Here is a 25,272-nt window from a genome sequence, read left to right as displayed (position 1 = left end):
GCTTATCCTAAGAAGATCTGCATGGACCCATACATCCGGCAGACAAACAGCTAAAGTTCAGCAGCAATTTCTTTCGTATCCGGTTTTCAGGGCGCAAGCGCCTTGAAGGATAAAGGCTTGAATCTTTTCTGAAGTTATTCAGAAAGCGATTCAGCAAATATCCCCGTTTGGTGGCGATGGCGGAGGGGAACCACGCGTTCCCATACCGAACACGACCGTTAAGCCCTCCAGCGCCAATGGTACTTAGACCGCAGGGTCTTGGGAGAGTAGGACGTCGCCAAGCACGAATAACCTATCGCATAATTGCGGTAGGTTTTTTGTTATTTAGTAAGAAGCAGCAAAATCAGATGAACGGACAAGATTCGCCTACACGGCTTTTCCAATTGGTGTATATTTAGGTGGAATGGCCAAAGATTCATAAAGGAGGCGTTTAGCAAATGGATTCAAGAATAGAAATCAAAACGCTCGGCATAGGACAATATAATGAAAGCATGGCATTGTCGCAGTTTGCTTTTCAATACCGGAGAACAGAACAAGAGCTGGAGCAAGGGAAAGAACAGTTTCAAGCCGAGCCGGCTGCGCGGTACGCCGCATATGTTGATGGTCAGTTTGCGGCGCAAGCCATTGTATTGGAGCTGGAAACCTTTATCGGTGGAAAGCGGTTCGCAATGGGCGGACTTGCCGGTGTTGCAACTTGGCCGGAGTATAGACGTCAAGGATTAGTCGCTAAGATTCTAATCCATTCGTTAGAGGAAATGAAAGGGAAGGGTCAGACAATTTCTTTTTTGCATCCGTTTGCTTTTGCCTTCTATCGCAAGTATGGCTGGGAGACGTATACCGAACATAAGGTTTACACCATCAAGTCAGAGCAACTGCCGCCGCGAAAGCCGTACGAAGGACGGATGGAGCGATATAACGGCAGCAGCAGTCTTTTGAACAGCCTATATGAAACTTATGCTTCCCGGTACAATGGAACACTGGTGCGAACGGAGCAATGGTGGAAGAATCGCATCAGCAAGCGAAAGCCCGGCCAGACCACCGTCTTTTACGATAATAGCGATACTGCACGTGGTTATTTGATCTATGAAGTCAAAAATATGCAATTAACCGTACATGAGCTTGTTCATTTAACCGAAGAGGCGAGGGCAGCCTTGTGGTCCTATATAGGCCAGCATGATTCGATGATTGATACAGTAACGATGACAGCCCCGTCGGATGATGTATTGCCATATTGGCTGCCAAACCCGCGGATAAAGCAGGAGATTATTCCGTATTTTATGGCGCGCATCGTGGATGCGGAAGCATTCGTCGCGCAATATGCGTTCAAGGCGGCAGCGGGTGAGGATCAATTTGTCATCGAGCTAATCGATGAACATGCTGCTTGGAACGCAGGCCGGTTCAGATTAGCCATCAATGCGTCCGGTGGGGCATCTCTTAGCCGGCTCCAGCAGCCCGATCGTCAGGAGAAAGTCATACAAATTGACATCGGAACGTTGACAACGATCCTTCTCGGCTATATTCGTCCCTTGCAATTAGCGGATTTGAATCGCATTCACGGAGATGCAGAGGCAATTAACCGCTTACAAAACCGCATTCCCGAACGAACAACGTATTTGCCTGATTTTTTCTAAGAAATCGGGGATTTTACCGCCTCCGGTAAGGCTTGGAAGAGGTTGGGGCAAGCCGTTGTTCAGCCTTGACAGCCTATACCCCCTCTGCTAATATTGCAATAATATACGTGAGAGGTACTGAAAATAAGGGAGGAACATACTCGTGTGGGAAACGAAATTCGCCAAAGAAGGGCTGACGTTTGACGACGTCCTGCTTATTCCGCGCAAATCAGAAGTGCTGCCAAGGGAAGTTGACATCTCGATTCGATTGAGTGAGAAGATTAAGCTCAATATTCCGCTCATTAGCGCAGGTATGGACACCGTAACTGAATCCGCTTTGGCGATTGCTATAGCGCGAGAGGGCGGAATCGGCATTATCCATAAAAATATGTCGGTTGCTCAGCAAGCCGAGGAAGTAGACCGCGTCAAACGTTCGGAGAGCGGCGTTATTACGAACCCGTTTTCGCTGACGCCGGAACACCATGTTTATGATGCGGAAGAGCTGATGGGGAAATATCGCATCTCAGGGGTACCGATCGTAGATCAGGATAAGAAGCTGGTCGGTATTTTGACCAACCGTGACTTACGTTTCGTACACGATTATTCGATTAAAATAAATGATGTCATGACACGCGAGGAGCTTGTGACGGCTCCTGTCGGAACAACGCTTCAGGAAGCTGAAGTTTTGCTGCAGAAGCATAAGATTGAGAAACTGCCTCTTGTCGACGATTCGAATACGCTCAAAGGGCTTATTACGATTAAAGATATTGAGAAAGCGATCCAATTCCCGAATGCGGCGAAGGATGAACACGGACGCCTGCTTTGCGGAGCGGCGGTAGGCATTTCCAAAGATACGATGGATCGTGCGGAAGCGCTTGTACAAGCCGGTATCGATGTGCTGGTCGTTGATTCGGCTCATGGCCATCATATCAACATACTTGAAGCGGTTCGCAAGCTTCGCGCGGCTTATCCGGATTTGACGATTATCGCGGGTAATGTTGCAACTGGCGATGCGACGCGTGATTTGATTGATGCCGGCGCCTCGGTAGTCAAAGTCGGTATCGGGCCGGGCTCGATTTGTACGACTCGTGTTATCGCAGGGATTGGCGTTCCACAGATTACGGCAATCTACGATTGCGCATCGGTGGCACGCGAATACAATATTCCGGTTATCGCGGATGGCGGAATTAAATATTCCGGAGACATCACGAAGGCGATCGCTTCCGGAGCAAGCGCCATTATGATCGGAAGCTTGTTCGCCGGAACGGCTGAAAGCCCTGGCGAGACGGAGATATTCCAAGGCCGCAGCTTTAAGGTATACCGCGGTATGGGTTCGCTCGGTGCTATGAAGGAAGGCAGTAAGGACCGTTACTTCCAGGAGAATGAGAATAAGCTCGTTCCGGAAGGGATCGAAGGCCGCGTTCCTTACAAAGGACCGCTTGCGGATACCGTACATCAACTGCTTGGCGGCTTGCGTTCCGGTATGGGCTATTGCGGAACAGCCTCGCTTGATGAATTGAAGAACGATACGCAGTTTGTGCGGATTACCGGATCCGGTCTCCGCGAGAGCCATCCGCATGACGTACAAATTACGAAAGAAGCGCCAAACTATTCATTGTAGCATAACTAACAACTTGTATCCGAGAGAAGAGCCAGGCAGGAGAGAGCGATGAGTCGCTTTTCTTCTGCCTGGTTTTGTTATAAATGATTACTTATTCTTGTAACCTTTTAAGAGGTTTAATTGTAACCATTTGATATGTTACAATTAACAACGGACAAACCAAGTGGGAAAAGGGGAGAAGACGTTGAAGGTATTGGTAAGGCCGGCTCGATTGAAGTCGGTTATCGCTGCTGGCATGGCGGGTTGGATGATTATGCTGTCGCTTGGCTCTGCGGTAGCATCGGCGGAAGGCTATCAAGGGAGACCCAGCACGGAAAATTCACTAGGATTACAAGTTAAAGCGGCTATTTTAATTGATGCGGATTCCGGTCAAGTATTATATGAAGTGAATAAGGATGAACCGCTTCCTGCGGCTAGCATGACGAAGCTGATGACGGAATATATCGTACTTGAAGAAATATCGAGCGGACGTTTGACATGGGAGGAAGTCGTTACAACCAGTGCGGAAGCGGCTTCTACGCCACCTGACGGCTCATCCGTATTTCTGGCGCAAGGCGATCAACATACAGTTTTGGAATTGTATAAAGCAATGGCCGTAGGCTCGGCGAATGACGCTACAATTGCTCTGGCATCTCAAATAGCGGGAAGCGAACAGGGCTTTGTGGAGAAAATGAATGAAATGGCCGACCAACTGGGCCTGGAGACGGCTATATTTACAAGCTCTACAGGTTTGTCCGAGACAACGGTCATCTCTGTGGCGGATATGGCCAAGCTTGCACGAATAATTTTAACGGCTCATCCCGAGTTTCTAGATTATTCGAAGCTGCAGGAGTACAAATTCCGGGAAAGAGACGATAAGCCAATCGTCAATATAAACTGGATGCTGGGCACGAATGTGAATCAACCCGGTCTGAAGCATTTGGCTTATGAAGGCGTCGACGGAATGAAAACAGGTTTTATCAATTCAGCGGGTTATAACTTCACGGGAACCGTAAAACGCGGCGATCAGCGCTTCGTTAGCGTTGTTATGGATACGGCGACGAAGTCCGCGCGATTCAACGAAACGGCTAAGCTGTACAACTACGGCTTCAGCACATTTGAGAAAAAGACGGTGCTTCCTCCGAAATCTGTGGTAGAAACGATTCAAACGGTTCAAATTAAGAAAGGCAAGAATAAGACCGTTCCGGTCGTTACGGACAAAGATATTACCTTTATGGTGAAAAAGGGCGTCGAGCCTAAGATCGAGCTCGTTAAAAACCAGGTGAAGTCGAAAGACGAGCTTGTGGCGCCAATTGCCGCGGGAACGGTTGTCGGAACGGTAACTTATAAGTACACCGACTCGGAAACGAATCAAACGCTCGAGCATACCGTGAATCTGATCACTGCGGAGGAAGCGGAGAAAGCAGGCTGGTTCCGCTTGATGTTCCGCGCGATCGGAGACTTTTTCGCCGGGTTATTCAACGGAATCGTCAATTTGTTCTAATCCGGGCAGAAAACAAGGGAATGCAGCAAAACAAGGCTTGTCGATTAAACCTGCATCCTGTAAAATCAATGGTTAGAACAACTTCGGTAATATACAATTACATGTATGAAAATAGGAGGATTTGTAGGATGGAGACAGGTACAGCGCGTGTAAAACGCGGCATGGCAGAAATGCAAAAGGGCGGCGTCATCATGGACGTAATGAACGCCGAGCAAGCAAAGGTAGCTGAAGCGGCAGGCGCGACGGCGGTAATGGCGCTTGAGCGCGTTCCTTCCGATATCCGCGCAGCAGGCGGAGTAGCCCGTATGGCTGACCCGACGGTCGTGGAAGAGGTTATGAAGGTCGTATCCATTCCGGTTATGGCGAAGGCGCGTATCGGTCATTACGTCGAGGCCAAAGTTCTTGAATCGATGGGCGTTGACTACATCGATGAGAGCGAAGTATTGACGCCTGCGGACGAAGTGTTCCACATTAGCAAGAATGAGTTCACGATTCCGTTCGTATGCGGAGCGAAGGATCTTGGCGAAGCATTGCGCCGCATCCAAGAAGGCGCAGCCATGCTGCGTACGAAGGGCGAGCCTGGAACGGGCAATATCGTAGAAGCTGTTCGCCACCTTCGTCTCATCAACGGTCAAATCCGCAAGGTACAAGGCTTATCGAAGGACGAGCTTTACCATGAAGCCAAGCTGCTGGGCGTTCCGTATGATTTGCTTCTGGATGTACACGAGACGGGCAAGCTGCCGGTTGTTAACTTCGCTGCAGGCGGCGTAGCAACGCCATCCGACGCAGCGCTTATGATGCACCTTGGCGCTGACGGCGTATTCGTTGGCTCCGGTATTTTTAAATCCGACAGCCCTGAGAAGTTTGCGCGCGCGATCGTTGAAGCGACTACGCATTATCAGGACTACAAGCTGATCGCCGAAGTATCCAAGAACTTGGGAACTCCGATGAAGGGGATTGAAATTTCCAAGCTTGAGGCTGCTCAACGTATGCAGGACCGCGGTATTTAATAATAGATGGAACCAGCAGGTGCCGGCTAAGCGCGATATGCGCCGCCGGCTCTTGCCCGTAAAGGAAGGCGAAGCATAAGATGAAAATTGGGGTTCTTGCGCTGCAAGGCGCAGTTGCAGAGCATATACGAAGCTTAGAAGCGGCGGGCGCAGAAGCGGTCGCCGTTAAGCGGGTTGAGCAGCTGGATGAGCTGCAGGGGCTTGTCATCCCGGGCGGAGAGAGCACGACGATTGGCAAGCTGATGCGCAAATACGGATTTATGGACGCTCTTGTTCAATTTTCCTCGCAAGGAAAGCCGCTGTTCGGAACCTGTGCAGGCCTTATCGTGCTTGCAGACGAGATCGAAGGGCAAGAGGATGCGCATTTGCGCCTCATGAATATGACGGTTGCCCGCAACGCATTCGGCCGCCAACGGGAAAGCTTCGAGACCGATTTGCAGGTTAAGGGGATCGCAGAGCCGGTACGGGCCGTATTCATCCGCGCTCCGCTCATCAAGAAGGTAGGGCCGAAAGTCGACGTATTATCGACTTATAAGGATGAGATCGTAACCGCGCGGCAAGGGCATCTGCTTGCCGTTTCTTATCATCCGGAGCTGACGGACGATTACAGCCTGCATGCTTATTTTGTCGACATGGTGAAAGAAGCGGCTGCAAGCAAAGCTTAGCAAGGAATAAAAATACCTATACTACTCCCTTCAGAGAGGGGCTCGCCAATTGTGTTGGATGTCAAATTGTTAAGAAATGAATTTGAGAAGGTCGAGCAGGCGCTCCGCAGCCGCGGAGCATCGCTTGATCTTATTGCCGATTTTCCTGTGCTCGATACCAAACGCCGCGATCTGATCCAAGAGACCGAGCAGCTTAAAAACCGTCGCAACACGGTATCGCAGGAAGTCGCTAAGCTTAAGAAATCAGGCGGAGACGCGGATGCGCTCATTATTGAGATGCGTGAGGTTGGCGACCGGATTAAAGAGCTGGACGAGGAGCTTCGGCAATTGGAAATTCAAGTCGATGAGCTCACCCAGGCGATTCCGAACATCCCTAGCGAAAGCGTACCGGTCGGCAAGTCGGAGGAAGATAATGTGGAGCTTCGCCGGAATGGCGATGTACGAAGCTTTGATTTTGAACCAAAGCCGCATTGGGAAATTGCTCAGGCTCTCGGTATTTTGGACTTTGAACGCGCCGGTAAGGTAACGGGCTCGCGATTCACCTTTTACCGCGGCCTTGGGGCACGCCTCGAACGCGCTCTGATCAGCTTCATGATGGATTTGCACAGCGATAAGCACGGTTATGAGGAAGTATTGCCTCCCTATATCGTTAACCGCGACAGCTTGTTCGGAACAGGCCAGCTGCCCAAGTTTGAAGAAGATCTGTTCAAGCTTAGCGATTCCGATTATTTCCTTATCCCGACGGCAGAGGTGCCGGTCACTAACCTGCATCGTGACGAGATACTGACGGTAGACGAGCTTCCGAAATTTTTCGTAGCCTACAGTTCTTGCTTCCGTTCCGAAGCAGGCGCGGCCGGCCGTGACACTCGCGGCTTGATTCGCCAGCACCAATTCAACAAGGTTGAGCTGATTAAGCTGACGAAGCCGGAAGAGTCTTACGATGAGCTGGAGAAAATGACCGCAGATGCGGAGAAAGTGCTTCAGCTGCTTGGCCTTCCATACCGCGTCCTGGCTCTTTGTACCGGAGATATGGGCTTTACGGCAGCTAAGACATACGATCTTGAGGTTTGGCTGCCAAGCGCGGATACGTACCGGGAAATCTCATCGTGCTCGAACGTAGAGGATTTCCAAGCGCGCCGCGCAGGCATTCGATTCCGCCGGGATGCGAAGAGCAAGCCGGAATTCGTTCATACGTTGAACGGTTCGGGTCTTGCCGTCGGGCGGACTTTTGCCGCGATTATCGAGAACTATCAGCAGGCCGACGGATCGGTAACGATTCCCGAGGTTCTGCGTCCTTATATGGGCGGCATCAGCGTAATTAAAGCTTAGCAATGCTTGCTAATTTTTACCACAAGCCCAAATGGAGTTGCTTCTCTCATTCGGCTTGTGGTACAATAATTTTTGTGACGATTTAATGATGGAGAGGTACCGAAGCGGTCATAACGGGGCGGTCTTGAAAACCGTTAGAGCGCAAGCTCACGTGGGTTCGAGTCCCACCCTCTCCGCCAGTTAACCATTTATGTACATAAGATCAAGCTCAGACGCCTAGCGTTTGGGCTTTTTTTGTATTTGCGGCATCGTATAAAATGAACCCCGAAATCGCATCTTATACGTTGTGGAGGTGTTTTATAAATGGGTAAATCAGATGAACTGCAGATGAATCAAGAAAATTTGGCCGATGCTTGGCGGCAAACGCTGCCGGAGGTCATGAATAAGGCGGATCGGGCAAAGGTTCAGCCGGATGAAGCAGACTCGAAGGCACTTCGCGTAACGATCGATTCAGCGGGTCATCAAGCCTTGTCCTTCGATTTCAAGGTTTCGTACGTAGACAGCCGTGAAGTAAGGGTTGAGCTTATTGACGTACAGAAGGATAATGCAGCGGTTGATGAACGCACAGACCTGTTGCAGCAGCTCATTCAAGACTACACCCGTCATTTGCATGAATGCGCGCAGACGCTTCAGCAATTGACTCATGCGTAGAGGAGACGATCCATTATGACAAAAGCAAAGGGCACGGCAGATAAAAACTTAACGAACGTCGTTGAGGCTCTCGATCAGGAGCCGGTGAACAGCCATCAGGCGCAACAGCTGCAGCAGGATAAAAATGACCGGCGCCACCAGGATTCTTTAAATTTCGATCAGCCGACAGATTTGGAGCATCAAAGAAGCTAAATGAACTTATAGAAGTTGATTCGGTGACTATGAAGGAGAGACTCGATAATGAGTAAACCAGATCGTTATCCCGTACCGGAAAGCAATGTAGGGAAGCAAAGGCGCAATGGCGGCGATAATGGCGTACAAGAGCCCTTATCAGGTTCCAAAAAGACGAAGCAGAAGAATCACGTAAGCCATAATAATCCTGAGGGCTAGGTGTCATATACAGAGCCATTCAGCCTAAATACACGTCTAAAGTCCTAGTAATAAATAGATCAAATGTCCCGTTTCAGTCGATTGAAACGGGATTTTTTGGTATACGCTTCTAAATGTTGTCGATTTATTATAGAATGGGAGGTGCTTATATAAAGATAGGGGAGGAACTACTTAAATGAAAAAGGTTCAAAAAATGGCGGCAATTCTTTTGGCCGTTATTTTGGTCGTCATTGCAGGCTGCAGCACGGGAACGCCACCGAAGGAAGCTTTGCAAAAGGCAATGACCAAGATCTCAGAAGCGGACTCATACGCAATTAAAATGTCATTCGGTCTTGACGAATTGGAAATTCCGCAGGATGCGGCTTTGCAAGAAGATGCTGCTGCGGCAGCAGCTATAGTCGGCATGATTAAAGATGCAAGCATTACGGTTGACGCGATTTATCAGAAGGATCCGATGCGGACCGACCTGAATATGGAGATCGTGATTCCAGGCGACATGGAAATGAAGCTGACGGTTCCGATGATTATGACGCAGGAAATGCTGTATGTTAAAATCCCGCAAATTCCGATGCTTCCATTGCCGGAGACGATAACGGGGAAATTTATTAAGATTGATCTAAAAGAGCTTGCAGAGCAGCAAGGCGGCGCCCAAATCGATATTGAAGCGCAACAGAAGCTGGGCAAGGAGCTTGGCGCGGTGCTGCTTAAGCATCTGGACGAGAAAACCTACTTCAGCGAACCGAAGGCAGCCGATGCAGGCTTGCCGGAAGGTATTGAAGCGGATCAGGTTATAGCCGTTGAAATTAACGAAAGCAATTATGCTCAAACTATAGATACCGTTATAAATCAGGTTCTGCCTGAGTTAATTAACGTATTGCTTAACAATGAAGCTTCGCTGAAGTCGCTGCAGCTGGAGAAAGCGGACATCGAGAAGATGAAGGCGGATCTCGAAGCGAATAAAGCGGAAATTATTGACGTTCTGAAGAACGATGTTAAGGTGAATCAGCTGAAGATTACAGGAGCGATTCAAGACGGATACATGGTTTATCAGAAAGGTCAAGTGAATCTTGAAGCAACGGAGAAGGAAAGCGGCCAGAAGGTGAAGATGGGTCTTCATTATGATGTGACCTACTCGGACATTAATAAAGATGCCGCATTCGTGAATGAGATTCCGACGGATGCTCTTACTCTCGATGAACTGACACAGATGTTTCAAATGCCGGCAGGCCTGTAAAATCAAATAGCCGGGCAATAAAAAAGCAGTTCCTCGAATGAAGGAAACTGCTTTTTTTATTGCCCATTATTTGAAAAAACGGATGGTCAGCGGATAACGGTAGCTGCTGCCTTCCGAAGCCCGGATGGATGCGATGATCGTATAGGCAATCCAGAAGATAAACAAGGCGATGGAAGTAACGAACCCAATAAGGACAAACATAAGCAGGGCGGAGATAATACCGTAAATCGCGATGCTGATTTGAAAATTCAATGACTCTTTGCCATGCATATCGACGTAGTGAGATTGGTCTTTCTTCAGGAGCCAAATGACCAGAGGACCCAGAATGTTGCCGAATGGAATGATGAAGCCGCTGAAAGCGAGCAGATGGCACAGCATACCGTATGTTTTCTCTTCTTTATGCATGCCGAATGGTTGTTGATTCATCGTATGATGCCTCTCTATGGTTGTCTAACGATAGCTTGTGTAAGCTGCATATATACTTATACGTTCACTAAGCTATTGGATATGCATAATATATCAGCGAAATTTTGTTTTGACAATCGCCATTTATAATGGGGTTGTAATGAAATGGAAACAGGCTTATACTAATACATAGATAATCGATGTATAGGAAATCGATGCAACTCGGGAGGAAGCCATGAAAATTAACAAGGAGCTAATGAAAGGAAGCACGGTCATTCTGGTCCTGACGTTGTTGGATCGGAAAGAAATGTACGGTTATGAGATGACGAAGGAAATCGAGCGCAGCTCCAGCGGCGTATTTACTTTTAAAGAGGGTACGTTATACCCGATCCTGCATACGTTAGAGGTTGAACAGCTCGTGGAATCGTATTGGAATGAGGAAGGCGGCCGTAAGCGAAAATATTACCGTATCACGAAGCAAGGCAGAGGACAGCTGGAAGAGAAGAAGCGGGAGTGGACGCTGTTCCGGACGATGGTAGACCGGGTGCTGGGGGAGGGGGGCGCATGAGTAAGGACTGGAGCCGGCATGAGTCAGTCAGGCAATATTTGAAGCGGATATGCGGACATATTAAAGTGAAGGATGTACATAAAGAGATCAGGCTTGAGATGACCAATCATCTGGATGAACGGGTAGAGGACATGGTGCAGGATGGTTTTTCGGAGGAAGAAGCCGTTCAGTTGGCGCTTGGCCAAATGGGTGACCCGGACCAGATCGGCAGGCAGCTGCATGCGGCTCATAAGCCCGTATTTGAATGGAGCCTAGCGGTTCTTGTTGCGATATTGTTGGGTATCGGACTCGTTGCCATGTACGCGATGAAATTCGCACTGAGTGATGATTATGGATTGGGAGAAGGATATTTCCCTCGTCAATCTTTATATGTCGCGGTTGGAGTACTGCTGCTCATTGGTATTTACTTTATGGATTATCGTAAGTTGAAAAAGTTTTCGTGGTACCTTTATGGTTTTACAGTCGTAATTATGTTCATTACAAGCCAAATAGGCATTGGGATGAACGGCAATAAACATTGGCTTGTTTTTGGGCCATTCACGCTTGATATCTTTGCTATTTCTTCTTATTTGTTTATGATTGCAATTGCGGGTACCCTTGTCTCAAATAAGGAGAAAGCGGCCGGATCATTTATGGAGTGGCTCGCCATCGGCAAAATGGCAACCCTTTATTTTCTCATCCCCGTGTGGTTGTATGCTGTGAATTATGCCTTGGTTTCTTTTATCGTCTATGGCTTTGGCGTAATGGCGATAATCTTGTTCGTATCTAGAAATTATAAGCTTCTTCTTACAGGGTTGGTCCTATTTGCTGCAGGTGGTTTAGCATTCCTGAAGTTGAATGTTTCTTATTATTATATGCTATTGGACAGGCTTCAAGCTTACCTCCATCCCTATTCAAACCCCAATGGCTATCATACGTTAAAAGTATTGGAGTCCATTCAATCGGCAGGGATGTGGGGCCAAGGCTTTGGGGTCGAAAATAAAATGTTTCGTTATATCCACAGTGAAATGATCTTCACCTACTTGATTTATAGTCTCGGCTGGGTGTTTGGGGCCGCGATGGTTGCATTGGTTCTGTTGTTTGCCGTGAAAGTCATCAGCGTTTCCCGCAAGCTGCGTGATCCTTACGCCAAAGGGCTTGTTGTTGGATTGTTCTCGGTCATCGGCTTTCATTATTTATGGAATATGCTGATGTCGGTCGGTTTACTCCCGATTACCGGAATGACGATGCCGTTCATCTCTTATGGAGGTACTCAAACCATCATGGAGATAGCCGCAATAGGTGTTATTTTAAGCGTCTACCGCCGGAAAAATATGCTGGGCCGGGCATCTGCCGAATCAACCGGATCATAAAAAAGGGCTATCCGATCAGCGGAACTCACTGCTGAGGGATAGCCTTTCGTAATTTTAAAAGCTGCCCGGAGCGGGTGGATAAGGCGGCAAAGGCTGTTCGACCTTCTTGGTGGCCGCGATGAGCAGCACGATCGCCGTAGCAATATGCATAATCATGCCAAGTATAGGAATCCAGGCGAGAATCGACGTTGCGATACCGAGAATGCTGCCCGCGATCGGACGGTTGTTCTGCGAGCATAGGACGAGGGTGACAATGTGAAGAACCAAAGTAATGAATAATGCCGTATATCCTGAGAAAACGACCAGTGCCCCTCCCAGTACGGGAATACCTAATATCGCTTCCATAATGCCGGTAACCAGTAATAAGGTGCCTGCTGCTTTCATGTTTATCCCCCTTAACATTTATAATCTATATATACGTAAGTCATTTCCGACTGTCTCAAAAAAAACACCTTGCCAGTAGACCAAAATTTACATAGGAATGATCTTTAATATCATTTTAAAAGTTCGTCTTTAGAAGTAACTTTTTTTAAGTTGTTGTTTTCTAACCATACCTTTGAACTTATTATCTCAATAAACCTGAAGCCGAGGTACTAGCGACGCCTGCCACCCAGGAACCGGACGTTGAAACGGTCACCTACAGCTGTAAGCATGGGTTCGCCAATCGTCCTGTACGACTATCGACCTACGCATGGCGGCGAGCATCCGCAAATTTTTTTGAATGGATTCAGCGGTTACCTGCATGTAGACGGTTAACCAGGTACCACAAGGTACAAAGTATCACGCTGGTTGGCTGCTTTGCGAATGCGCGGCGCAAGTTCGATGAGGTGCTAAAAGCACTTCCACCCTCCCGAGACAAAACCGAAACGGTTACCCAGCAGGGCTTGCAATTCTGCAATCTGCTCTTTGCCTTTGAGCGTGAGCTGAATGACAAGGCGCAGAAGATCGTTACACCGTCCGTCAAGAGCAAAGTCGCCTTGTTCTAGATGCTTATTTAGCATGGCTGCGTCATCAACGATCAAAGAACTGGCTGTTTGCCAATACGCCTCGCGGCGCAAAGGCCAGCAACATCATCTAAAGTGTAATGGAAACAGCAAAAGAAAACGGGTTGAATCCATTCAAGTATCTGGTGTATTTGTTCGAGCAACTCCCACAGTTGTCCCTATCCGAAAAAACCGGAAGCGCTGAACATGCTATTGCCTTGGTCGGCATCACTACCGCTGAATTGCCGTGTGTTTAAATCTCAATCCAGCTTATTTTAGCCCTGATCTTGATGACAAGGTGTGGGCTATTTGACTTTACGTTTAAAATAAATGTATACATAAGGAATTAATAATGGTATGTTTTATTTGTTGCTAAAAATGGAGATTTCATACAAATTGGCGGTGAATTTGTATCTTGAAACATTTGGAGTGATACTGTTGAAAGTAAAAAGACTTGTTCTATTGGTATGTTTAATGATGACCATTATTTATACGGTTTCATGCTCCACAAAGAGGGTAAATGAAGATGCCCACTTTATTCATTACAACTCATCGTTTTATGCTGAAACAGGAACAGATTATAACATCTCGATTACATACATATTGAAGAAAGATTCAGATGACTACATTGAACCATCACAAGTTGAATCTATAAGATTCAAACAATCCAAAAATGTTGAAGTAAAAAGTTTCGAATTTTATAAAAGTGAATCATCGACGAAATATCAAGTCAAGAATATTGAGCTTGGTTTACATTTCTCCAATACAGGCGAGGAAAAACTTACTGACTTAGAGATATTCTTCAAAGACAAAACCAGCAAAAGCTACCCTATAGGAGATTGGTATTTTAACGTCGAAAATAAAGATCCATTAAATAAATCACCCATTGAAATGGGGCAAAATTACGCTGTTGTTTCTGCATTCTTCGATGGATATTTAGTTAATCTGATCAACAATTCTAAGGAAACAGTTAAAGTAAATGCAATAAGTATTAATCTGAAAGATGTCCAACTGCTTCAGACTCCACTAGACTTTGACGCATCGGGGAAATTGTTTATAAAAATTCCTGCTTCAATAAAAGATTCATTAAATAAATTCTATATAGTTAGGCCGAAAATTGAATACACACTAAACGGTGAAAAACATAACTATTATCCTTATGCTTCTGTTTATGGCGTTATTAATCTTACTGAGAAGGACTTTGATAATGAATATAATAGGCCTCAGTAGCGTTGCATTAAATCGAATTCCCCCTAATAAAGAAGATCCAACGAGCATCTATATTGCCGGTAAAAGTGAAAGCCAAACGTTTTCCGCATGGTGTGGGTCCCAATCGGATTTTGTATACCAACGGCCCGTTCAATAAGCCATGAGGTAACTGGGTAAACCGGCGATCTACTGTACGATTTGATTTTTATTCAATTTTGAAAGTTCTCTAATGATCGCTTTCAGGGGGAAGATTTGATTTAAGCTTAAATAGCTAAATAAGGCATACGTTGACGAGTTATTTATTGCGTTTATGATCGACCTGTTTACTGAATGAAGTTGTTCTTAGCAACACTCCACAAATACAAAAAAGAACCGCACAACCGTACGGTTCTGGCATCTATATGTATGGCGCGCCCGATACGATTCGAACGTACGACCTGCAGTTTAGGAAACTGTCGCTCTATCCTGCTGAGCTACGGGCGCGCAGCAACATTAATTATAGCATGAGCGCTTTCTAGGGCGCAAGATTTAAAGAATGGAATTATTGAAGCAGCAGCCGTACGGATCAAAAAAACAATTTTTTCAATTGTCTAAGAACCCTGACATAATGCTGTCAGGGTTCATTGTTTATCATTAGAGTGTAAAGATGTTTGAAGCGAATCCCAAATCAAGGAGGCCTATCCAATGACAACTTCTAATCCAGCTTTAAATCATGCAGACACAGAAATTCATCCTTTCCGCATTGCCATCCCGCAAGCCAATCTCGACGACCTGCAGTATCGCCTGGAGAACACCCGCTGGCCCGATGCTGTGAATGGCGCCGGATGGAATTACGGCGTATCGCTCTCCTATGTGAAAGATCTGGCGCAATATTGGAAAAACGGGTATGATTGGCGAAAGCATGAAGATCGGCTGAATAAATTCCCTCAGTTCACGACGACGATCGACGGCGCTAACATTCATTTTATGCATGTCCGCTCGCCCGAACCGGATGCGATGCCGCTCATTCTTACGCATGGTTGGCCGAGTTCGATCGTGGAATTTATCGACCTAATCGGTCCGCTGACGGACCCTCGTAAGTATGGCGGCAATCCGGAAGACGCTTTCCATCTCGTTATCCCTTCCATTCCAGGCTTCGGATTATCGGGTTCGGCCATAACACCAGGCTGGAATGTTGCCCGTATCGCGAAAGCGTGGGCAGAGTTGATGAAACGGCTCGGATACGAGCAATACGGCGCTCATGGCAGCGACTGCGGCGCGCTTGTCTCGCGCGAGATGGGTATTCGGAAGCCGGACGGCCTGCTTGCCATCCATGTTCTGCAGCTGTTCTCGTTCCCGTCCGGCGACCCTGCGGAGATGGAGAATCTGACGGAAGAAGATCAAGCGCGTCTGCAGTTTCTTTCTAAATTCTTTGAACGGGCAGGCTTTAACGCCATCCAGCAGTCCCGTCCTCAGACGCTGGCTTACGGCCTCGCCGACTCTCCTGCGGGTCAGCTCGCGTGGATAGCGGATTTGTTCAACGGTTTTGGAGATCATGTCGATTTTATTGACCGCGACGCGTTGTTGACGAACGTGATGCTCTATTGGCTGACCAATACGGCTGAATCCTCCGCCCGATTGTACTACGAGAACGCTCGCCAGCATGATCAGAACGCTCAGGGGCCAAATCCGACACCGACTGGCGTGTCCGTGTTCGGCAACGATTTCAAATCGATAAGACGGTTCGCTGAACGCGATAACACCAATATCGTGCATTGGAAGGAGTATGAACGGGGAACCCACTTCGCAGCGATGGATGAGCCCGAACTTCTGGCTCCCGATCTGCAGACCTTCTTCCGCCGCTTCAGGTCTTATTAGAAATATCACATGAAGACCCGGATGGGTTATTTTCAAATAGAGGAGGAACCTTAAGTGAAGCTGGACCGGCTGCTTGCCATTACGATGACTTTATTAAATCAAACCCGCGTCAGCGCAACCGATCTGGCTGAACGCTTCGAGGTTTCTCTTCGAACGATCTATCGCGACATGGAATCGATTAATTTAGCGGGCATTCCGATTGTTTCCTTTCCCGGTTCGGACGGAGGTTATGAGATCATGCCGGGCTACCGCGTAGACAAACAAATCCTGTCGCTGGACGATTTTTCATCGATTTGTTCGGCATTGCGCGGTGCAAGGACCGCTACCGACAGCTCGGATATTGACGGATTATTAGAAAGGATAGGCGCGTTAATGCCTAATCATCAGGGGGCGGCCGATTCCTTTAACGTAGACTCGATTTCACGCCGCCTCCTAATGAGAAGGAAACGATGAAGCAGCTCTATCAAGCGATTAAAGAGCTGCGGCTTGTCCGTTTTCTCTATTTGGACGGCAAAAGGACGGAAACCGAGCGTACTATCGAGCCCATGGGGCTTTTTCTCAAAGGATATGTCTGGTATATTTACGGCTACTGCCTGACTCGTTCCGATATTCGCGTATTTCGAATTTCCCGCATGCTTCAGCTCATCCGACTGCCGGAGACTTTTGTACGGCGCCAATATTCGCAGCAGGATGTGGAGCTGCAGTTCATGAGTCGGGCGGATTTCAAAAGGGTAAGGGCGGTGCTTCGGTTTAATCCGGAAGTGAAGACAAGGGTAAGAGATGAATTCGGTTATGATCAAATCGCGGATAATCCGGACGGCACCTTAACGGTGAACGCTTACTTCTCGTCCATGGAGCGGGCGGTGCAGAAAATTCTCGGCTACAGCAGCCATGTCGTGGTTCTAGAGCCTGCTGAGGTCATTGCAGAGCTGCAGCACCATATCAGAAGCTTGGCTCAGCTTTATAAGGTATGATAGGCTCTTACCGGCAAAAGCTGTCTAAACGCAAACGAGGCGCATTTCTGCACCTCGCTACTTATTTGTTTTACCTATGAGCTTGCGTTATGGTCAGCTTGCCGGACAACGTGATGGAGCGCTCGACGAGAACATTCATGGCATCCACGCATTTTTTTGCAATTTCATCCCGGATCGGAATACAGGATAACTCCGTGCACGCGATAATTACGCATTGGCAGTCCTCATTCTCGATGAGATCCATGATGATCTCTTCGAATTCCGACGGTTCGACCGGCAAATTACGCTTCACTTTATTGTAAATAATGTCCATCACATGCTCTTGGGTCTCCGTATTCGGCTCGTGCAGCTCCATATTGTACCTCTCGCAGCCTTGGCGGTAAACGCCGCTGCTAACCGTTCCGGTCGTTGCCAAGATTCCGACTTTGCATTTCTCTCCGTACATGTCCAGAATTTCCTTCAGCGTCTCATCCACCATATTAATAATCGGGACACCGGTCATCCGCTGCATTTCGCCATAGAAATAATGCGATGTGTTGCAAGGGATGGCGATATGTGCGACGCCGGCCGCCTCGAGTAGCTTGATGTCCTTGGCAACGGCCTCGAGAAACAGCCCGCCCTGCTCGCTCAAAATAACGCCTGTCCGGTCCGGCAGCGTCGCATGGTTAAGAATGACCATATTAATATGGTCTTGATCCCGGTCCGCCGCCGTCTGCTCAATTACCTTGTCAAAAAATACGGATGTCGCCTTCGGTCCCATCCCGCCTATGACGCCTAAGCTTTTATCTTCCATTGTCCAACCTACTTTAAATGAAGTTTATAGATTAACCGGTTAACCGGCCGACAAATTGCCGCGATTCCCCTTAATTTCGCGTACGATTTCCGCTTCGTCAAAAGGAATTTCCGTCTTGCCGATGATTTGCGATGTCTCATGACCTTTGCCTGCGATCAAGATGATATCGTCCTTCCTGCTGATCTCGATAGCAAACTTAATCGCTTCCCTGCGATCGACAATGGCTTCATAGCTGCCGTTAAACGCTTCTATGCCTTCGACGATTTCCCGGATAATCAAATTATTATCCTGCTCCTTCGGATTATCGGAGGTGACCACGGCGAAATCGGCGAATTCAGCGGCGACCTTCGCCATCCCTCTGCGCTTCTCGCGGCCGGGCTCGCCGTCAGCGGCGTATACGCCGAAGACGAGAATAATGCGGCCCTTTGTGAAAGGACGGATCGTGGTGAGTGCCTTCTCCAGACTGTCCTCCGTATGGGCGAAGTCGACGATGATCTTGCTATCCTCGTCCTGATAGACGACTTCAAGCCGTCCCTTAATGCCCTCTACGGCTGCAATGCCGTCCGTTATTTGCTGGAGGCTGTATTGATTGCAGTAAGCAGCCGCGATAGCCGCTAAGCTGTTGTACACATAGATAGCGCCGGGAAGGTTCACCCGGATTAACGCGCTGCCCTTAGGCGTGTTGACGGTATAAATCGTGTAATCGGCAAAATAATTAATGTCCGATGCGTAAATATCCGCTTCCCGTTCGATGCCGTATGTAAGCAGCTTCGCTTCCCGGTTCCGCAGGCGCAGGGTGAGAATCCGTCCGTATTCGTCATCCGCATTGATAATGTTGTAATCCGTCGTCATGTCGAACAGCTTGGCCTTCGCTTCAAAGTAATCGGCCATCGTACGGTGCAGCTCCAAATGATCCGGCGTAAGATTTGTGAAAATCCCCGTATTGAAGCGGGTATGGGCAACTCGGTTCAAATTAAGCGCGTGGGACGAAACTTCCATCACGCAATGCTTCAGATGCGACTGCGCCATTTCTGCGAAAATTTGCTGCAGATTGAGCGATTCCGGCGTCGTATTTTTGTTTTTCAAGACCGCGTCTCCGATGACGGTTCCGATTGTGCCGATAATGCCGAGGGAGGTGCCGGACTGCTCGAAGATCGATTTCAGAAAATAAGTGATGGAGGTTTTGCCGTTCGTCCCCGTTATACCGATGACATTCAACTGCTCCGTCGGGCGTCGATAGAAGTTGGAGGCGACTCGCGCGAGCGCTTCCCGCGTATCCGCAACTTTCAGAACGGTGACATCCGCTTCGATCTCGATATCCTTCTCCACAAGGATGACGGTTGCTCCAAGCGAAATGGCCTTGTCAATGAAACGGTGCCCGTCAACCGTAAATCCGGTAATGGCGACAAATAAACCATTGGCTCCGACTTCTCTCGAATCATAAGCAATGGAGTTTATTTCGGTATGCAAATCGCCTTTTAAGAGCGAGTATTGAAGATCCTGGATAACGTCGGTTAACAACATGCGATCAGCTCCATTCCCGTGACAAATGTTGGTTATACGGTTGTTATTTTCTCAGCAGCTTCTTCACGATTTTGCCGCCGATAATGGACGCATAGGAGAAAGCGGGCTTCGGATCCTTCCAATCCCATATGGCATAAGCCTTCGGCTTAATTAAGGAAACGAGCACCTGCTTCCATGTCAGCTGTCCGGTCCGGATATAATCGCGAATCGCCAGCATATCCTCGTAGCCGTACCAGAATACGCGGTTCGTATCTTCCTTGACGGCTTTCGGAGGAACAAGGTTGCCGCCGGTCAGCTCTTGATAGGTGATCCAGGGGAAGTTCACGCCTACCTTATACAGCAAGTTGTTTAGATTCGTGATCCGGCAGTTTACTTCTATTAAATAGTACTTTCCGGTTTCCGCGTCTTTCTTGAACTCGATTTCCGCAAAACCTTTCCATTTCATCTTCTCCAGGAAAGGCGCTCCGATATCGAAGAGCTCCTGCACATATCGCTGCCCGGTGTACACGGATGCGCCGAAATTGATCGGATACTGGCGGAATTTCTGGCAGGTGACCCAATGCGTAACCTTGGATTCCTGATTCAAATAAGCGTCGAAGGTATACATATGATCGTCGAAGCCGGGGATGATCCGCTGCACGATAACTTCCAGATCCTCCTCGCGCGCTTGGGACAGGGCTTGTTCCAATTCCGTCCGATTATGAACCTTGAACAGCTTCCTTCTGAATTTCGCTACGAAGGACGGGGAGTCGGTCGGCTTCACGACGCAAGGATATTTGATGACGGCATCAATCTTTCCGAAGAAATCGTCCTCGTCGGTCCGGACCGTCTCAGGAACGGCGACGCCGTTCTCGGAGGCCAGCCGGTGCAGTACTTCCTTGTTCATCATGTCGGTGTAGATGCCCTGCACGTCCTGAGGGATGAGATAATGCTCTCTCAATTCCGCCAGATATTCATCGATTACTTCGAGATAGGAATCATGACATGGAATAAGGACGGGCGGAGCGCTTTGCTTCCGGGCGTAATCCTTCAAAAATTGGATGAAGGCGGCCGTATCATCTTTATAATGGGGAGCGAGAACCCGCTCGGATGTATATTTGGAATCCGCGCCATAGGCTTGTTTGTCGGAATAATCGACCGCAACCGTATGGACGCCGTTCATGCCTAAGCATCGAATCGTACTTAAACCGATATAATAATTACAACCTAATATAACTGCCTTGTTAATCACGAAGAAGCACATCCCGATTTCAATATTTATGGAATAGACAGTAAAAAAAGAGACGATATCTAAATAATTTTACTTCATACCCTCTTATAATACAAATAGATTTCTCCTCATAATCAGGCACGGCAAGCGCTGCGGCGGCCTTGCAAAGCGAAGAGCAGGCACTTAAGCAGCGCCTGCTCTTCCGGCAGATGAAAAGGTGAAACTTTTCGATTATATTTTCAGACTGAGGGCGGATAATTTCCAAAAATTGATTGTTTATAGTAGTAAAAAAGAACTATAAAATGGAATAAATAGAGGGCGTTTGTCGAAAAATGCCCGAAAATTGTCTGCGTTCGTCGACATGTTTTTACAAACTCCTTATTTCTCAGGGAGTATAATGGAACTATTACCACACGAGTGCTAGATAAGGAGCGTGCCCCGAAGCGAGCTATGGACAAAAAACACTTGCTTAAACAATTGCAGTCGCTGCGGCTAAAGCTTCATGAAATAGCCGAAGCACGCGGCAGTTTGACAGATCCGGATGTTCTGGCGATTAGCGAAGAGGCCGATCAACTGATTGTTGCGTTACAGCATATACAACGAAATGAAATAACCGATCTCTCTATACGCCGCGACGATATGTAGAGACTTTTTTGTTCTAACGCTCTCTCAGTCGACGGAAAAATTGGGTTAACAACGATGCGCATTCATGCTGCAGAATACCGCTGGTGAGCTCCGTTTCGTGGTTGAAACGGGGCTCTTGAAGCAAGTTCATAAGCGTTCCGGCACAGCCTGCCTTCGGATCGGCAGTCCCGTAAACGACCCGCTTGATACGAGATTGAACGATCGCGCCGGCGCACATCGGACAAGGCTCTAACGTTACATATAAGGTACAATCTAATAGTCTCCACGCGCCAATGCGGTCGCAGGCGTCACGAATGGCCACCATTTCGGCATGCGCGGTCGGATCGAACCGCGTCTCCCGCAAATTGTAGCCCCTCCCGATAATTTCGTTATTTCTAACGATCACCGCTCCGATAGGCACCTCTCCGATGAACTCGGCTTTATTCGCTTCAGCGATGGCTTCCAACATCCAAGACTGATCTTCTTGTTCTCTGATCATGCAGAATAACCCCTTTCTTATCATCTTTATACACCGAACAAATATTCCGTTGTTAACATGTGGTGGATAACATTGTGGATAACTTATTGAATATACACATAAATATACACAATTTATTCAGCGCTGTGTACAATTACTGTTGATAATGTGAATAAGTTGTTAATAAAACGTGATTGTGCAAAAGGATGTGTCATTCATTGTCGATTAAGATGAAGTTCTCCGTCTTGATTTCCTTGCTTGTGTTGACGTTTTTCATTCTCCAACACATTCTTTCGGAATACTCGATGATTCAAAGCCTGCGCGAGGCAGCGAGGCAGTCGATGCAGAATACCTCCATGCATGTTGCCAGTACGATCGCTGTGTATGCACAGCAGAGTGCCGGTGGCTCCGTTTCGATGAACAATGGGACATCCAGTCCGGAGTCCGTGTTTGACATCGTGAAATCATTAAATCCCAATATAAAGGAAATTACCGTATTTGAGCAAGATACGTCAGCGGTGAAGTACGGTACCTATACTTACCTGGATTCGGCCGCCGATCATCCCATTGTAATTGAATTGGGACAGAATGACTTTACTTTGCGCAATATGAAAATAAATAATAAGCCATACTACCGGAGCTATTACACGGCTGAGGGGGCCGACGGTTATGTCATAAGTATTGTATTCGACAGGGAAGGCTTTATCGATCTGGTCGTCAAGAAGCGTAATGATACGCTTATTTATACCGGCGCAACGATGCTGCTCGTGCTCATCATCAGTTATTGGCTGGTGGGGGCCATGATTCGGCCGTTAAAAGATATTTTGTGGAAGGTGAACGAGGTTTCCTCCGCCAGGTTCCATCAGCCGATCAGAATCAAACGGAAGGATGAATTCGGCTTGTTGGCGCTAAAGGTCAATGCCATGTCGCAAAATTTAAGCATCTATATGAATAAGCTCCGCAAGGCGTTCGAAGAAAACCGGCGGATGAAGGAGCATCTGGAATCATTCATTAATCATACAAGCGATGCCATCCATCTCTTTGATCTGGAAGGAAAGGTTATTCAAGTGAACAGAGCCTTTGAGCTGCTCTTCGGCTATGAGGAGGAAGAGGAGGCGATAGGACTCGTCTATCCGACGCTCCCGGATTCTCATAAAGCCGAGAAGCTGCATATGCTCAATCAGATTCTGGCAGGCAAGACGCTCCCCACGCTGGAGACGATGCGGATAACCAAGTCAGGCGAAATGATTCCCGTCAGCGTGACGGTCTCGCCGATTCGTGATTCCGACGGGACTATTCGGGCTTTTGCAAGCATATCGAGGGATATGAGGAGCCGGAACAAGATGGAGGAGCTGCTCCGCAGATCGGAGAAGCTGACGACGGTCGGACAGCTGGCGGCTGGCGTCGCTCACGAGATCCGCAATCCGCTAACGACTTTACGCGGCTTTCTGCAGCTTCAACAGGAGAGCAAGAAGCTCACCTTGGCTCATGTGAGCCTCATGCTGTCGGAGCTTGACCGAATAAATCTGATCGTCGGCGAATTTCTTATTTTGGCCAAGCCGCAGGCTACGAGATTTATCATGAAGGATGTCAGGGACGTGCTTCAGGATGTCATTGCCTTGATGAACAGTGAAGCGCTTCTTCACAATATTGAATTTCGGGTTTCTTTTACAGAAGATGGCTGCCGCATATCGTGCGAGGAGAACCAACTGAAGCAGGTATTCATTAACTTGATCAAGAATGCGATAGAAGCCATGCCGGGCGGCGGCATGATCCATATCTATATTACGAACAGGAGGGAGCATATTACGATTACCATTACGGATGAAGGGGAAGGCATACCGGATGAAATGATTACGAAAATCGGCGATCCTTTCTTTACGGGGAAGGAAACCGGGACAGGCCTCGGCATTATGGTAAGCCAGCGCATCATCAATAGTCACAAAGGAACATTGGATATTAAGAGCCAATTGGGTGTGGGCACGACGGTAAATATTATACTTCCCGCCATGAAAGAAGAGAGCGAGTCGGCATAAGTATAATTTACCCTTCGTTCCGGAAGAGGATTCCCCCCTCTTGGAACGAATAAGGAATAGTATTAGGTACTTCGAACGAGTTGAAGCGGGGAGAGAAATATGGCAACGATTAAAGATGTCGCCAAGATGGCGGGTGTATCGATATCGACGGTTTCGTACGCCTTGAATAATAACAGCAAAGTCAGCAATAAAACCAGACAAAAGATTCTGGATGCCGCTCGCCAATTAAACTATCAGAAGAACGGCCTCGCCTCCGATTTGAAAAAAAACAGCACAAAAACGATCGCCATTATCGTAACGGATTTGGCCGGTCCTTATTATGCCGAGCTCGTTAAAGGGATTCAGGAGGTTACGCTGTCCAAAGGCTATGATCTGCTTGCCTGCAGCTCGGTCGGGGAAGAATCGTCGACGGCGATCAAATTTTTGACGGAAAAGCGGGTCGACGGCGCAATCGTGCTGGCGCACAATATTAGCGAAGATATTATCGCTTTGTCGGCACGCAAGGAATTTCCGGTCATACTGCTGGACCGAACGGCCGACAGCGAGTTTGTCGTCAGTATCGAGGTCGATAATGAAGAAGGCTCCCAGCAGGCGGCGGAATATTTAATTGGGCAAGGACACCGCGAGATTGCTTATATAAGCGGCAAGACCATTGGCGGCATACATGCGATGCGGCTTCGCGGCTATGAAAGCGCATTACGCAAGCATGGCTTGGACGGGAGAAACCGCCTGCATCAATTCGGGGTGTTTGACCGCGATAACGGTTATAGCATGACCAAGATGCTGATTGCGCAGGGTAATATGCCGACAGCAATTATGTATGCCAACGATGAAATGGCTATCGGAGGAATGAATGCGTTCAAGGAGAATGGCATTAAGGTGCCGGAGGATGTCTCCATCATTGGTTTCGACGATATCGAGTTGGCACAGTATGTCCGGCCTTCGCTGACGACCATTATGCAGCCGAAATATGAGCGCGGTGCTTTAGCCGCCCATTTGATCTTTCAGATGCTGGAAGGGAAAGAAGTGGACAATTACTATAAATTCCCTACGAAGCTGATATTGCGGGATTCGGTTCAAAAAATGAATTGAAGACGGCAGATTTCGTTCTGGAGAAACGAAGGGCCTGTTTTTTTATTTCGAAACGTTTCACCCATTCGGATAAGAATTCACGCTTAACGGTTCGTCCGGAAGTCTGCGCCCTGTCAGCCGCGCATACGATTGTAATCGGAGACGAGTCGGCGCGGTTCAGACGGTATAGGTGCC

Annotated in this window: 25 protein-coding genes, 2 tRNA genes, 1 rRNA gene and 1 pseudogene; 22 read left to right on the top strand and 7 right to left on the bottom strand. The window is 47.9% G+C overall.

What is annotated here, in order from left to right; translation table 11 throughout:
• Window positions 1-166: 166 nt before the first annotated feature.
• The 12 genes from rrf to H581_RS0107840 all read left to right on the top strand — a co-directional run bounded on the left by rrf (window position 167) and on the right by H581_RS0107840 (window position 9,993).
• Window positions 167-283: ribosomal RNA gene (gene rrf, locus H581_RS0107895) — 5S ribosomal RNA — on the top strand.
• A gap of 154 nt (window positions 284-437) precedes the next feature.
• Window positions 438-1,631, top strand: a complete 1,194-nt coding sequence (locus H581_RS0107890; protein WP_036718137.1) for a GNAT family N-acetyltransferase — start codon at window positions 438-440, stop codon at window positions 1,629-1,631.
• Between the two features lie 142 nt (window positions 1,632-1,773).
• Entirely contained in the window at window positions 1,774-3,231 is a 1,458-nt protein-coding gene (gene guaB / locus H581_RS0107885; protein WP_028609542.1) for an IMP dehydrogenase, read from the top strand.
• A gap of 184 nt (window positions 3,232-3,415) precedes the next feature.
• A complete protein-coding gene (locus tag H581_RS0107880; protein ID WP_028609541.1) occupies window positions 3,416-4,714 on the top strand; it encodes a D-alanyl-D-alanine carboxypeptidase family protein in 1,299 nt (432 codons plus the stop codon).
• A 128-nt stretch (window positions 4,715-4,842) separates the two neighbouring features.
• Window positions 4,843-5,724, top strand: coding sequence for a pyridoxal 5'-phosphate synthase lyase subunit PdxS (gene pdxS / locus H581_RS0107875; protein WP_028609540.1), 882 nt, complete (start codon window positions 4,843-4,845; stop codon window positions 5,722-5,724).
• Window positions 5,725-5,804: 80 nt separating this feature from the next.
• On the top strand, window positions 5,805-6,389 hold the full coding sequence (pdxT, locus tag H581_RS0107870; RefSeq protein WP_028609539.1) for a pyridoxal 5'-phosphate synthase glutaminase subunit PdxT: 585 nt from the start codon (window positions 5,805-5,807) through the stop codon (window positions 6,387-6,389).
• Between the two features lie 51 nt (window positions 6,390-6,440).
• Window positions 6,441-7,718: a serine--tRNA ligase gene (gene serS, locus H581_RS0107865; RefSeq protein WP_028609538.1), complete on the top strand. Its 1,278-nt coding sequence runs from the start codon at window positions 6,441-6,443 to the stop codon at window positions 7,716-7,718.
• A gap of 90 nt (window positions 7,719-7,808) precedes the next feature.
• Window positions 7,809-7,897: transfer RNA gene (locus H581_RS0107860), tRNA-Ser, on the top strand.
• 124 nt (window positions 7,898-8,021) lie between these two features.
• Complete coding sequence (locus H581_RS0107855) at window positions 8,022-8,369, top strand: hypothetical protein (RefSeq protein WP_028609537.1); 348 nt, start codon at window positions 8,022-8,024, stop codon at window positions 8,367-8,369.
• 15 nt (window positions 8,370-8,384) lie between these two features.
• Window positions 8,385-8,561, top strand: coding sequence for a hypothetical protein (locus H581_RS38310; protein WP_169507480.1), 177 nt, complete (start codon window positions 8,385-8,387; stop codon window positions 8,559-8,561).
• Between the two features lie 48 nt (window positions 8,562-8,609).
• On the top strand, window positions 8,610-8,759 hold the full coding sequence (locus tag H581_RS0107845) for a hypothetical protein (protein ID WP_028609536.1): 150 nt from the start codon (window positions 8,610-8,612) through the stop codon (window positions 8,757-8,759).
• Between the two features lie 175 nt (window positions 8,760-8,934).
• Entirely contained in the window at window positions 8,935-9,993 is a 1,059-nt protein-coding gene (locus H581_RS0107840; RefSeq protein WP_028609535.1) for a hypothetical protein, read from the top strand.
• Window positions 9,994-10,059: 66 nt separating this feature from the next.
• Here H581_RS0107840 and H581_RS0107835 read toward each other — a convergent pair whose 3' ends face one another.
• Window positions 10,060-10,419 carry a DUF4870 domain-containing protein gene (locus H581_RS0107835; RefSeq protein ID WP_028609534.1) on the bottom strand — a complete coding sequence of 120 codons (360 nt, stop codon included), beginning with the start codon at window positions 10,417-10,419 and terminating at the stop codon, window positions 10,060-10,062.
• A gap of 214 nt (window positions 10,420-10,633) precedes the next feature.
• Here H581_RS0107835 and H581_RS0107830 point away from each other — a divergent pair, with 214 nt between their 5' ends.
• Both H581_RS0107830 and H581_RS0107825 read left to right on the top strand, forming a co-directional pair.
• The gene (locus tag H581_RS0107830) at window positions 10,634-10,966 is read left to right on the top strand and encodes a PadR family transcriptional regulator (protein ID WP_028609533.1); all 333 of its coding nucleotides are present in this window, start codon (window positions 10,634-10,636) and stop codon (window positions 10,964-10,966) included.
• Complete coding sequence (locus H581_RS0107825; protein ID WP_028609532.1) at window positions 10,963-12,318, top strand: FtsW/RodA/SpoVE family cell cycle protein; 1,356 nt, start codon at window positions 10,963-10,965, stop codon at window positions 12,316-12,318. Before H581_RS0107830 ends, H581_RS0107825 begins: the two co-directional genes overlap by 4 nt.
• A gap of 54 nt (window positions 12,319-12,372) precedes the next feature.
• On the opposite strand, the gene H581_RS33380 is transcribed toward H581_RS0107825, so the two are convergent.
• A complete protein-coding gene (locus H581_RS33380; RefSeq protein WP_036718133.1) occupies window positions 12,373-12,702 on the bottom strand; it encodes a hypothetical protein in 330 nt (109 codons plus the stop codon).
• 270 nt (window positions 12,703-12,972) lie between these two features.
• Between H581_RS33380 and H581_RS39600 the strand changes: the two are divergent.
• Together H581_RS39600 and H581_RS0107810 are read left to right on the top strand one after the other, a co-directional pair.
• Window positions 12,973-13,580, top strand: a pseudogene (locus tag H581_RS39600) (IS66 family transposase); the annotation flags it as partial.
• A gap of 159 nt (window positions 13,581-13,739) precedes the next feature.
• Window positions 13,740-14,531 carry a hypothetical protein gene (locus H581_RS0107810; RefSeq protein ID WP_156889525.1) on the top strand — a complete coding sequence of 264 codons (792 nt, stop codon included), beginning with the start codon at window positions 13,740-13,742 and terminating at the stop codon, window positions 14,529-14,531.
• A gap of 385 nt (window positions 14,532-14,916) precedes the next feature.
• On the opposite strand, the gene H581_RS0107805 is transcribed toward H581_RS0107810, so the two are convergent.
• Window positions 14,917-14,993 (bottom strand) — tRNA-Arg (locus tag H581_RS0107805).
• A 201-nt stretch (window positions 14,994-15,194) separates the two neighbouring features.
• Between H581_RS0107805 and H581_RS0107800 the strand changes: the two genes are divergently transcribed.
• The 3 genes from H581_RS0107800 to H581_RS38805 are packed head-to-tail and all read left to right on the top strand — an operon-like array spanning window position 15,195 to window position 17,341.
• Complete coding sequence (locus H581_RS0107800; RefSeq protein ID WP_028609529.1) at window positions 15,195-16,367, top strand: epoxide hydrolase family protein; 1,173 nt, start codon at window positions 15,195-15,197, stop codon at window positions 16,365-16,367.
• A 54-nt stretch (window positions 16,368-16,421) separates the two neighbouring features.
• On the top strand, window positions 16,422-16,820 hold the full coding sequence (locus tag H581_RS38810; RefSeq protein WP_245599968.1) for a helix-turn-helix transcriptional regulator: 399 nt from the start codon (window positions 16,422-16,424) through the stop codon (window positions 16,818-16,820).
• A complete protein-coding gene (locus tag H581_RS38805; RefSeq protein WP_245599967.1) occupies window positions 16,817-17,341 on the top strand; it encodes a helix-turn-helix transcriptional regulator in 525 nt (174 codons plus the stop codon). Before H581_RS38810 ends, H581_RS38805 begins: the two co-directional genes overlap by 4 nt.
• Window positions 17,342-17,411: 70 nt before the next feature.
• On the opposite strand, the gene cuyB is transcribed toward H581_RS38805, so the two are convergent.
• The 3 genes from cuyB to H581_RS0107780 are packed head-to-tail and all read right to left on the bottom strand — an operon-like array spanning window position 17,412 to window position 20,889.
• Window positions 17,412-18,134 carry a cysteate racemase gene (gene cuyB, locus H581_RS0107790; RefSeq protein ID WP_028609528.1) on the bottom strand — a complete coding sequence of 241 codons (723 nt, stop codon included), beginning with the start codon at window positions 18,132-18,134 and terminating at the stop codon, window positions 17,412-17,414.
• A 39-nt stretch (window positions 18,135-18,173) separates the two neighbouring features.
• On the bottom strand, window positions 18,174-19,658 hold the full coding sequence (locus tag H581_RS0107785) for a UDP-N-acetylmuramoyl-L-alanyl-D-glutamate--2,6-diaminopimelate ligase (RefSeq protein WP_028609527.1): 1,485 nt from the start codon (window positions 19,656-19,658) through the stop codon (window positions 18,174-18,176).
• 43 nt (window positions 19,659-19,701) lie between these two features.
• Window positions 19,702-20,889, bottom strand: coding sequence for a carboxylate--amine ligase (locus tag H581_RS0107780; RefSeq protein ID WP_028609526.1), 1,188 nt, complete (start codon window positions 20,887-20,889; stop codon window positions 19,702-19,704).
• A 444-nt stretch (window positions 20,890-21,333) separates the two neighbouring features.
• Between H581_RS0107780 and H581_RS0107775 the strand changes: the two genes are divergently transcribed.
• Entirely contained in the window at window positions 21,334-21,513 is a 180-nt protein-coding gene (locus tag H581_RS0107775; protein WP_245599963.1) for an aspartyl-phosphate phosphatase Spo0E family protein, read from the top strand.
• 13 nt (window positions 21,514-21,526) lie between these two features.
• Here the strand turns inward: H581_RS0107775 and tadA are convergent, their stop codons facing one another.
• Window positions 21,527-21,991 (bottom strand): tRNA adenosine(34) deaminase TadA, encoded by a 465-nt coding sequence (gene tadA / locus H581_RS0107770; protein ID WP_028609524.1) that lies wholly within the window; start codon window positions 21,989-21,991, stop codon window positions 21,527-21,529.
• 197 nt (window positions 21,992-22,188) lie between these two features.
• On the opposite strand from tadA, the gene H581_RS0107765 reads away from it, so the two are divergent.
• A complete protein-coding gene (locus H581_RS0107765; RefSeq protein ID WP_028609523.1) occupies window positions 22,189-24,006 on the top strand; it encodes an ATP-binding protein in 1,818 nt (605 codons plus the stop codon).
• A 99-nt stretch (window positions 24,007-24,105) separates the two neighbouring features.
• The gene (locus H581_RS0107760) at window positions 24,106-25,098 is read left to right on the top strand and encodes a LacI family DNA-binding transcriptional regulator (protein ID WP_028609522.1); all 993 of its coding nucleotides are present in this window, start codon (window positions 24,106-24,108) and stop codon (window positions 25,096-25,098) included.
• Window positions 25,099-25,272 lie beyond the last annotated feature (174 nt).

Source organism: Paenibacillus harenae DSM 16969 (assembly GCF_000422465.1).
Taxonomy (GTDB): Bacteria; Bacillota; Bacilli; order Paenibacillales; family Paenibacillaceae; genus Pristimantibacillus; species Pristimantibacillus harenae.
Note: the sequence above shows the minus strand (reverse complement) of the source record. Positions and strands in the feature narration are given on the sequence as shown.

Bases quoted from the DNA above. Each gene is read 5' to 3' on its own strand.
- pdxS (WP_028609540.1), top strand. From the start codon at position 4,843: ATGGAGACAGGTACAGCGCGTGTAAAACGCGGCATGGCAGAAATGCAA.
- H581_RS0107785 (WP_028609527.1), bottom strand. From the start codon at position 19,658: ATGTTGTTAACCGACGTTATCCAGGATCTTCAATACTCGCTCTTAAAA.
- H581_RS0107835 (WP_028609534.1), bottom strand. From the start codon at position 10,419: ATGAATCAACAACCATTCGGCATGCATAAAGAAGAGAAAACATACGGT.
- H581_RS38310 (WP_169507480.1), top strand. From the start codon at position 8,385: ATGACAAAAGCAAAGGGCACGGCAGATAAAAACTTAACGAACGTCGTT.
- pdxT (WP_028609539.1), top strand. From the start codon at position 5,805: ATGAAAATTGGGGTTCTTGCGCTGCAAGGCGCAGTTGCAGAGCATATA.
- cuyB (WP_028609528.1), bottom strand. From the start codon at position 18,134: ATGGAAGATAAAAGCTTAGGCGTCATAGGCGGGATGGGACCGAAGGCG.
- H581_RS0107890 (WP_036718137.1), top strand. From the start codon at position 438: ATGGATTCAAGAATAGAAATCAAAACGCTCGGCATAGGACAATATAAT.
- H581_RS0107830 (WP_028609533.1), top strand. From the start codon at position 10,634: ATGAAAATTAACAAGGAGCTAATGAAAGGAAGCACGGTCATTCTGGTC.
- H581_RS38805 (WP_245599967.1), top strand. From the start codon at position 16,817: ATGAAGCAGCTCTATCAAGCGATTAAAGAGCTGCGGCTTGTCCGTTTT.
- H581_RS0107845 (WP_028609536.1), top strand. From the start codon at position 8,610: ATGAGTAAACCAGATCGTTATCCCGTACCGGAAAGCAATGTAGGGAAG.
- H581_RS0107855 (WP_028609537.1), top strand. From the start codon at position 8,022: ATGGGTAAATCAGATGAACTGCAGATGAATCAAGAAAATTTGGCCGAT.
- H581_RS0107840 (WP_028609535.1), top strand. From the start codon at position 8,935: ATGAAAAAGGTTCAAAAAATGGCGGCAATTCTTTTGGCCGTTATTTTG.
- H581_RS33380 (WP_036718133.1), bottom strand. From the start codon at position 12,702: ATGAAAGCAGCAGGCACCTTATTACTGGTTACCGGCATTATGGAAGCG.
- H581_RS0107825 (WP_028609532.1), top strand. From the start codon at position 10,963: ATGAGTAAGGACTGGAGCCGGCATGAGTCAGTCAGGCAATATTTGAAG.
- tadA (WP_028609524.1), bottom strand. From the start codon at position 21,991: ATGATCAGAGAACAAGAAGATCAGTCTTGGATGTTGGAAGCCATCGCT.
- H581_RS0107760 (WP_028609522.1), top strand. From the start codon at position 24,106: ATGGCAACGATTAAAGATGTCGCCAAGATGGCGGGTGTATCGATATCG.
- H581_RS0107800 (WP_028609529.1), top strand. From the start codon at position 15,195: ATGACAACTTCTAATCCAGCTTTAAATCATGCAGACACAGAAATTCAT.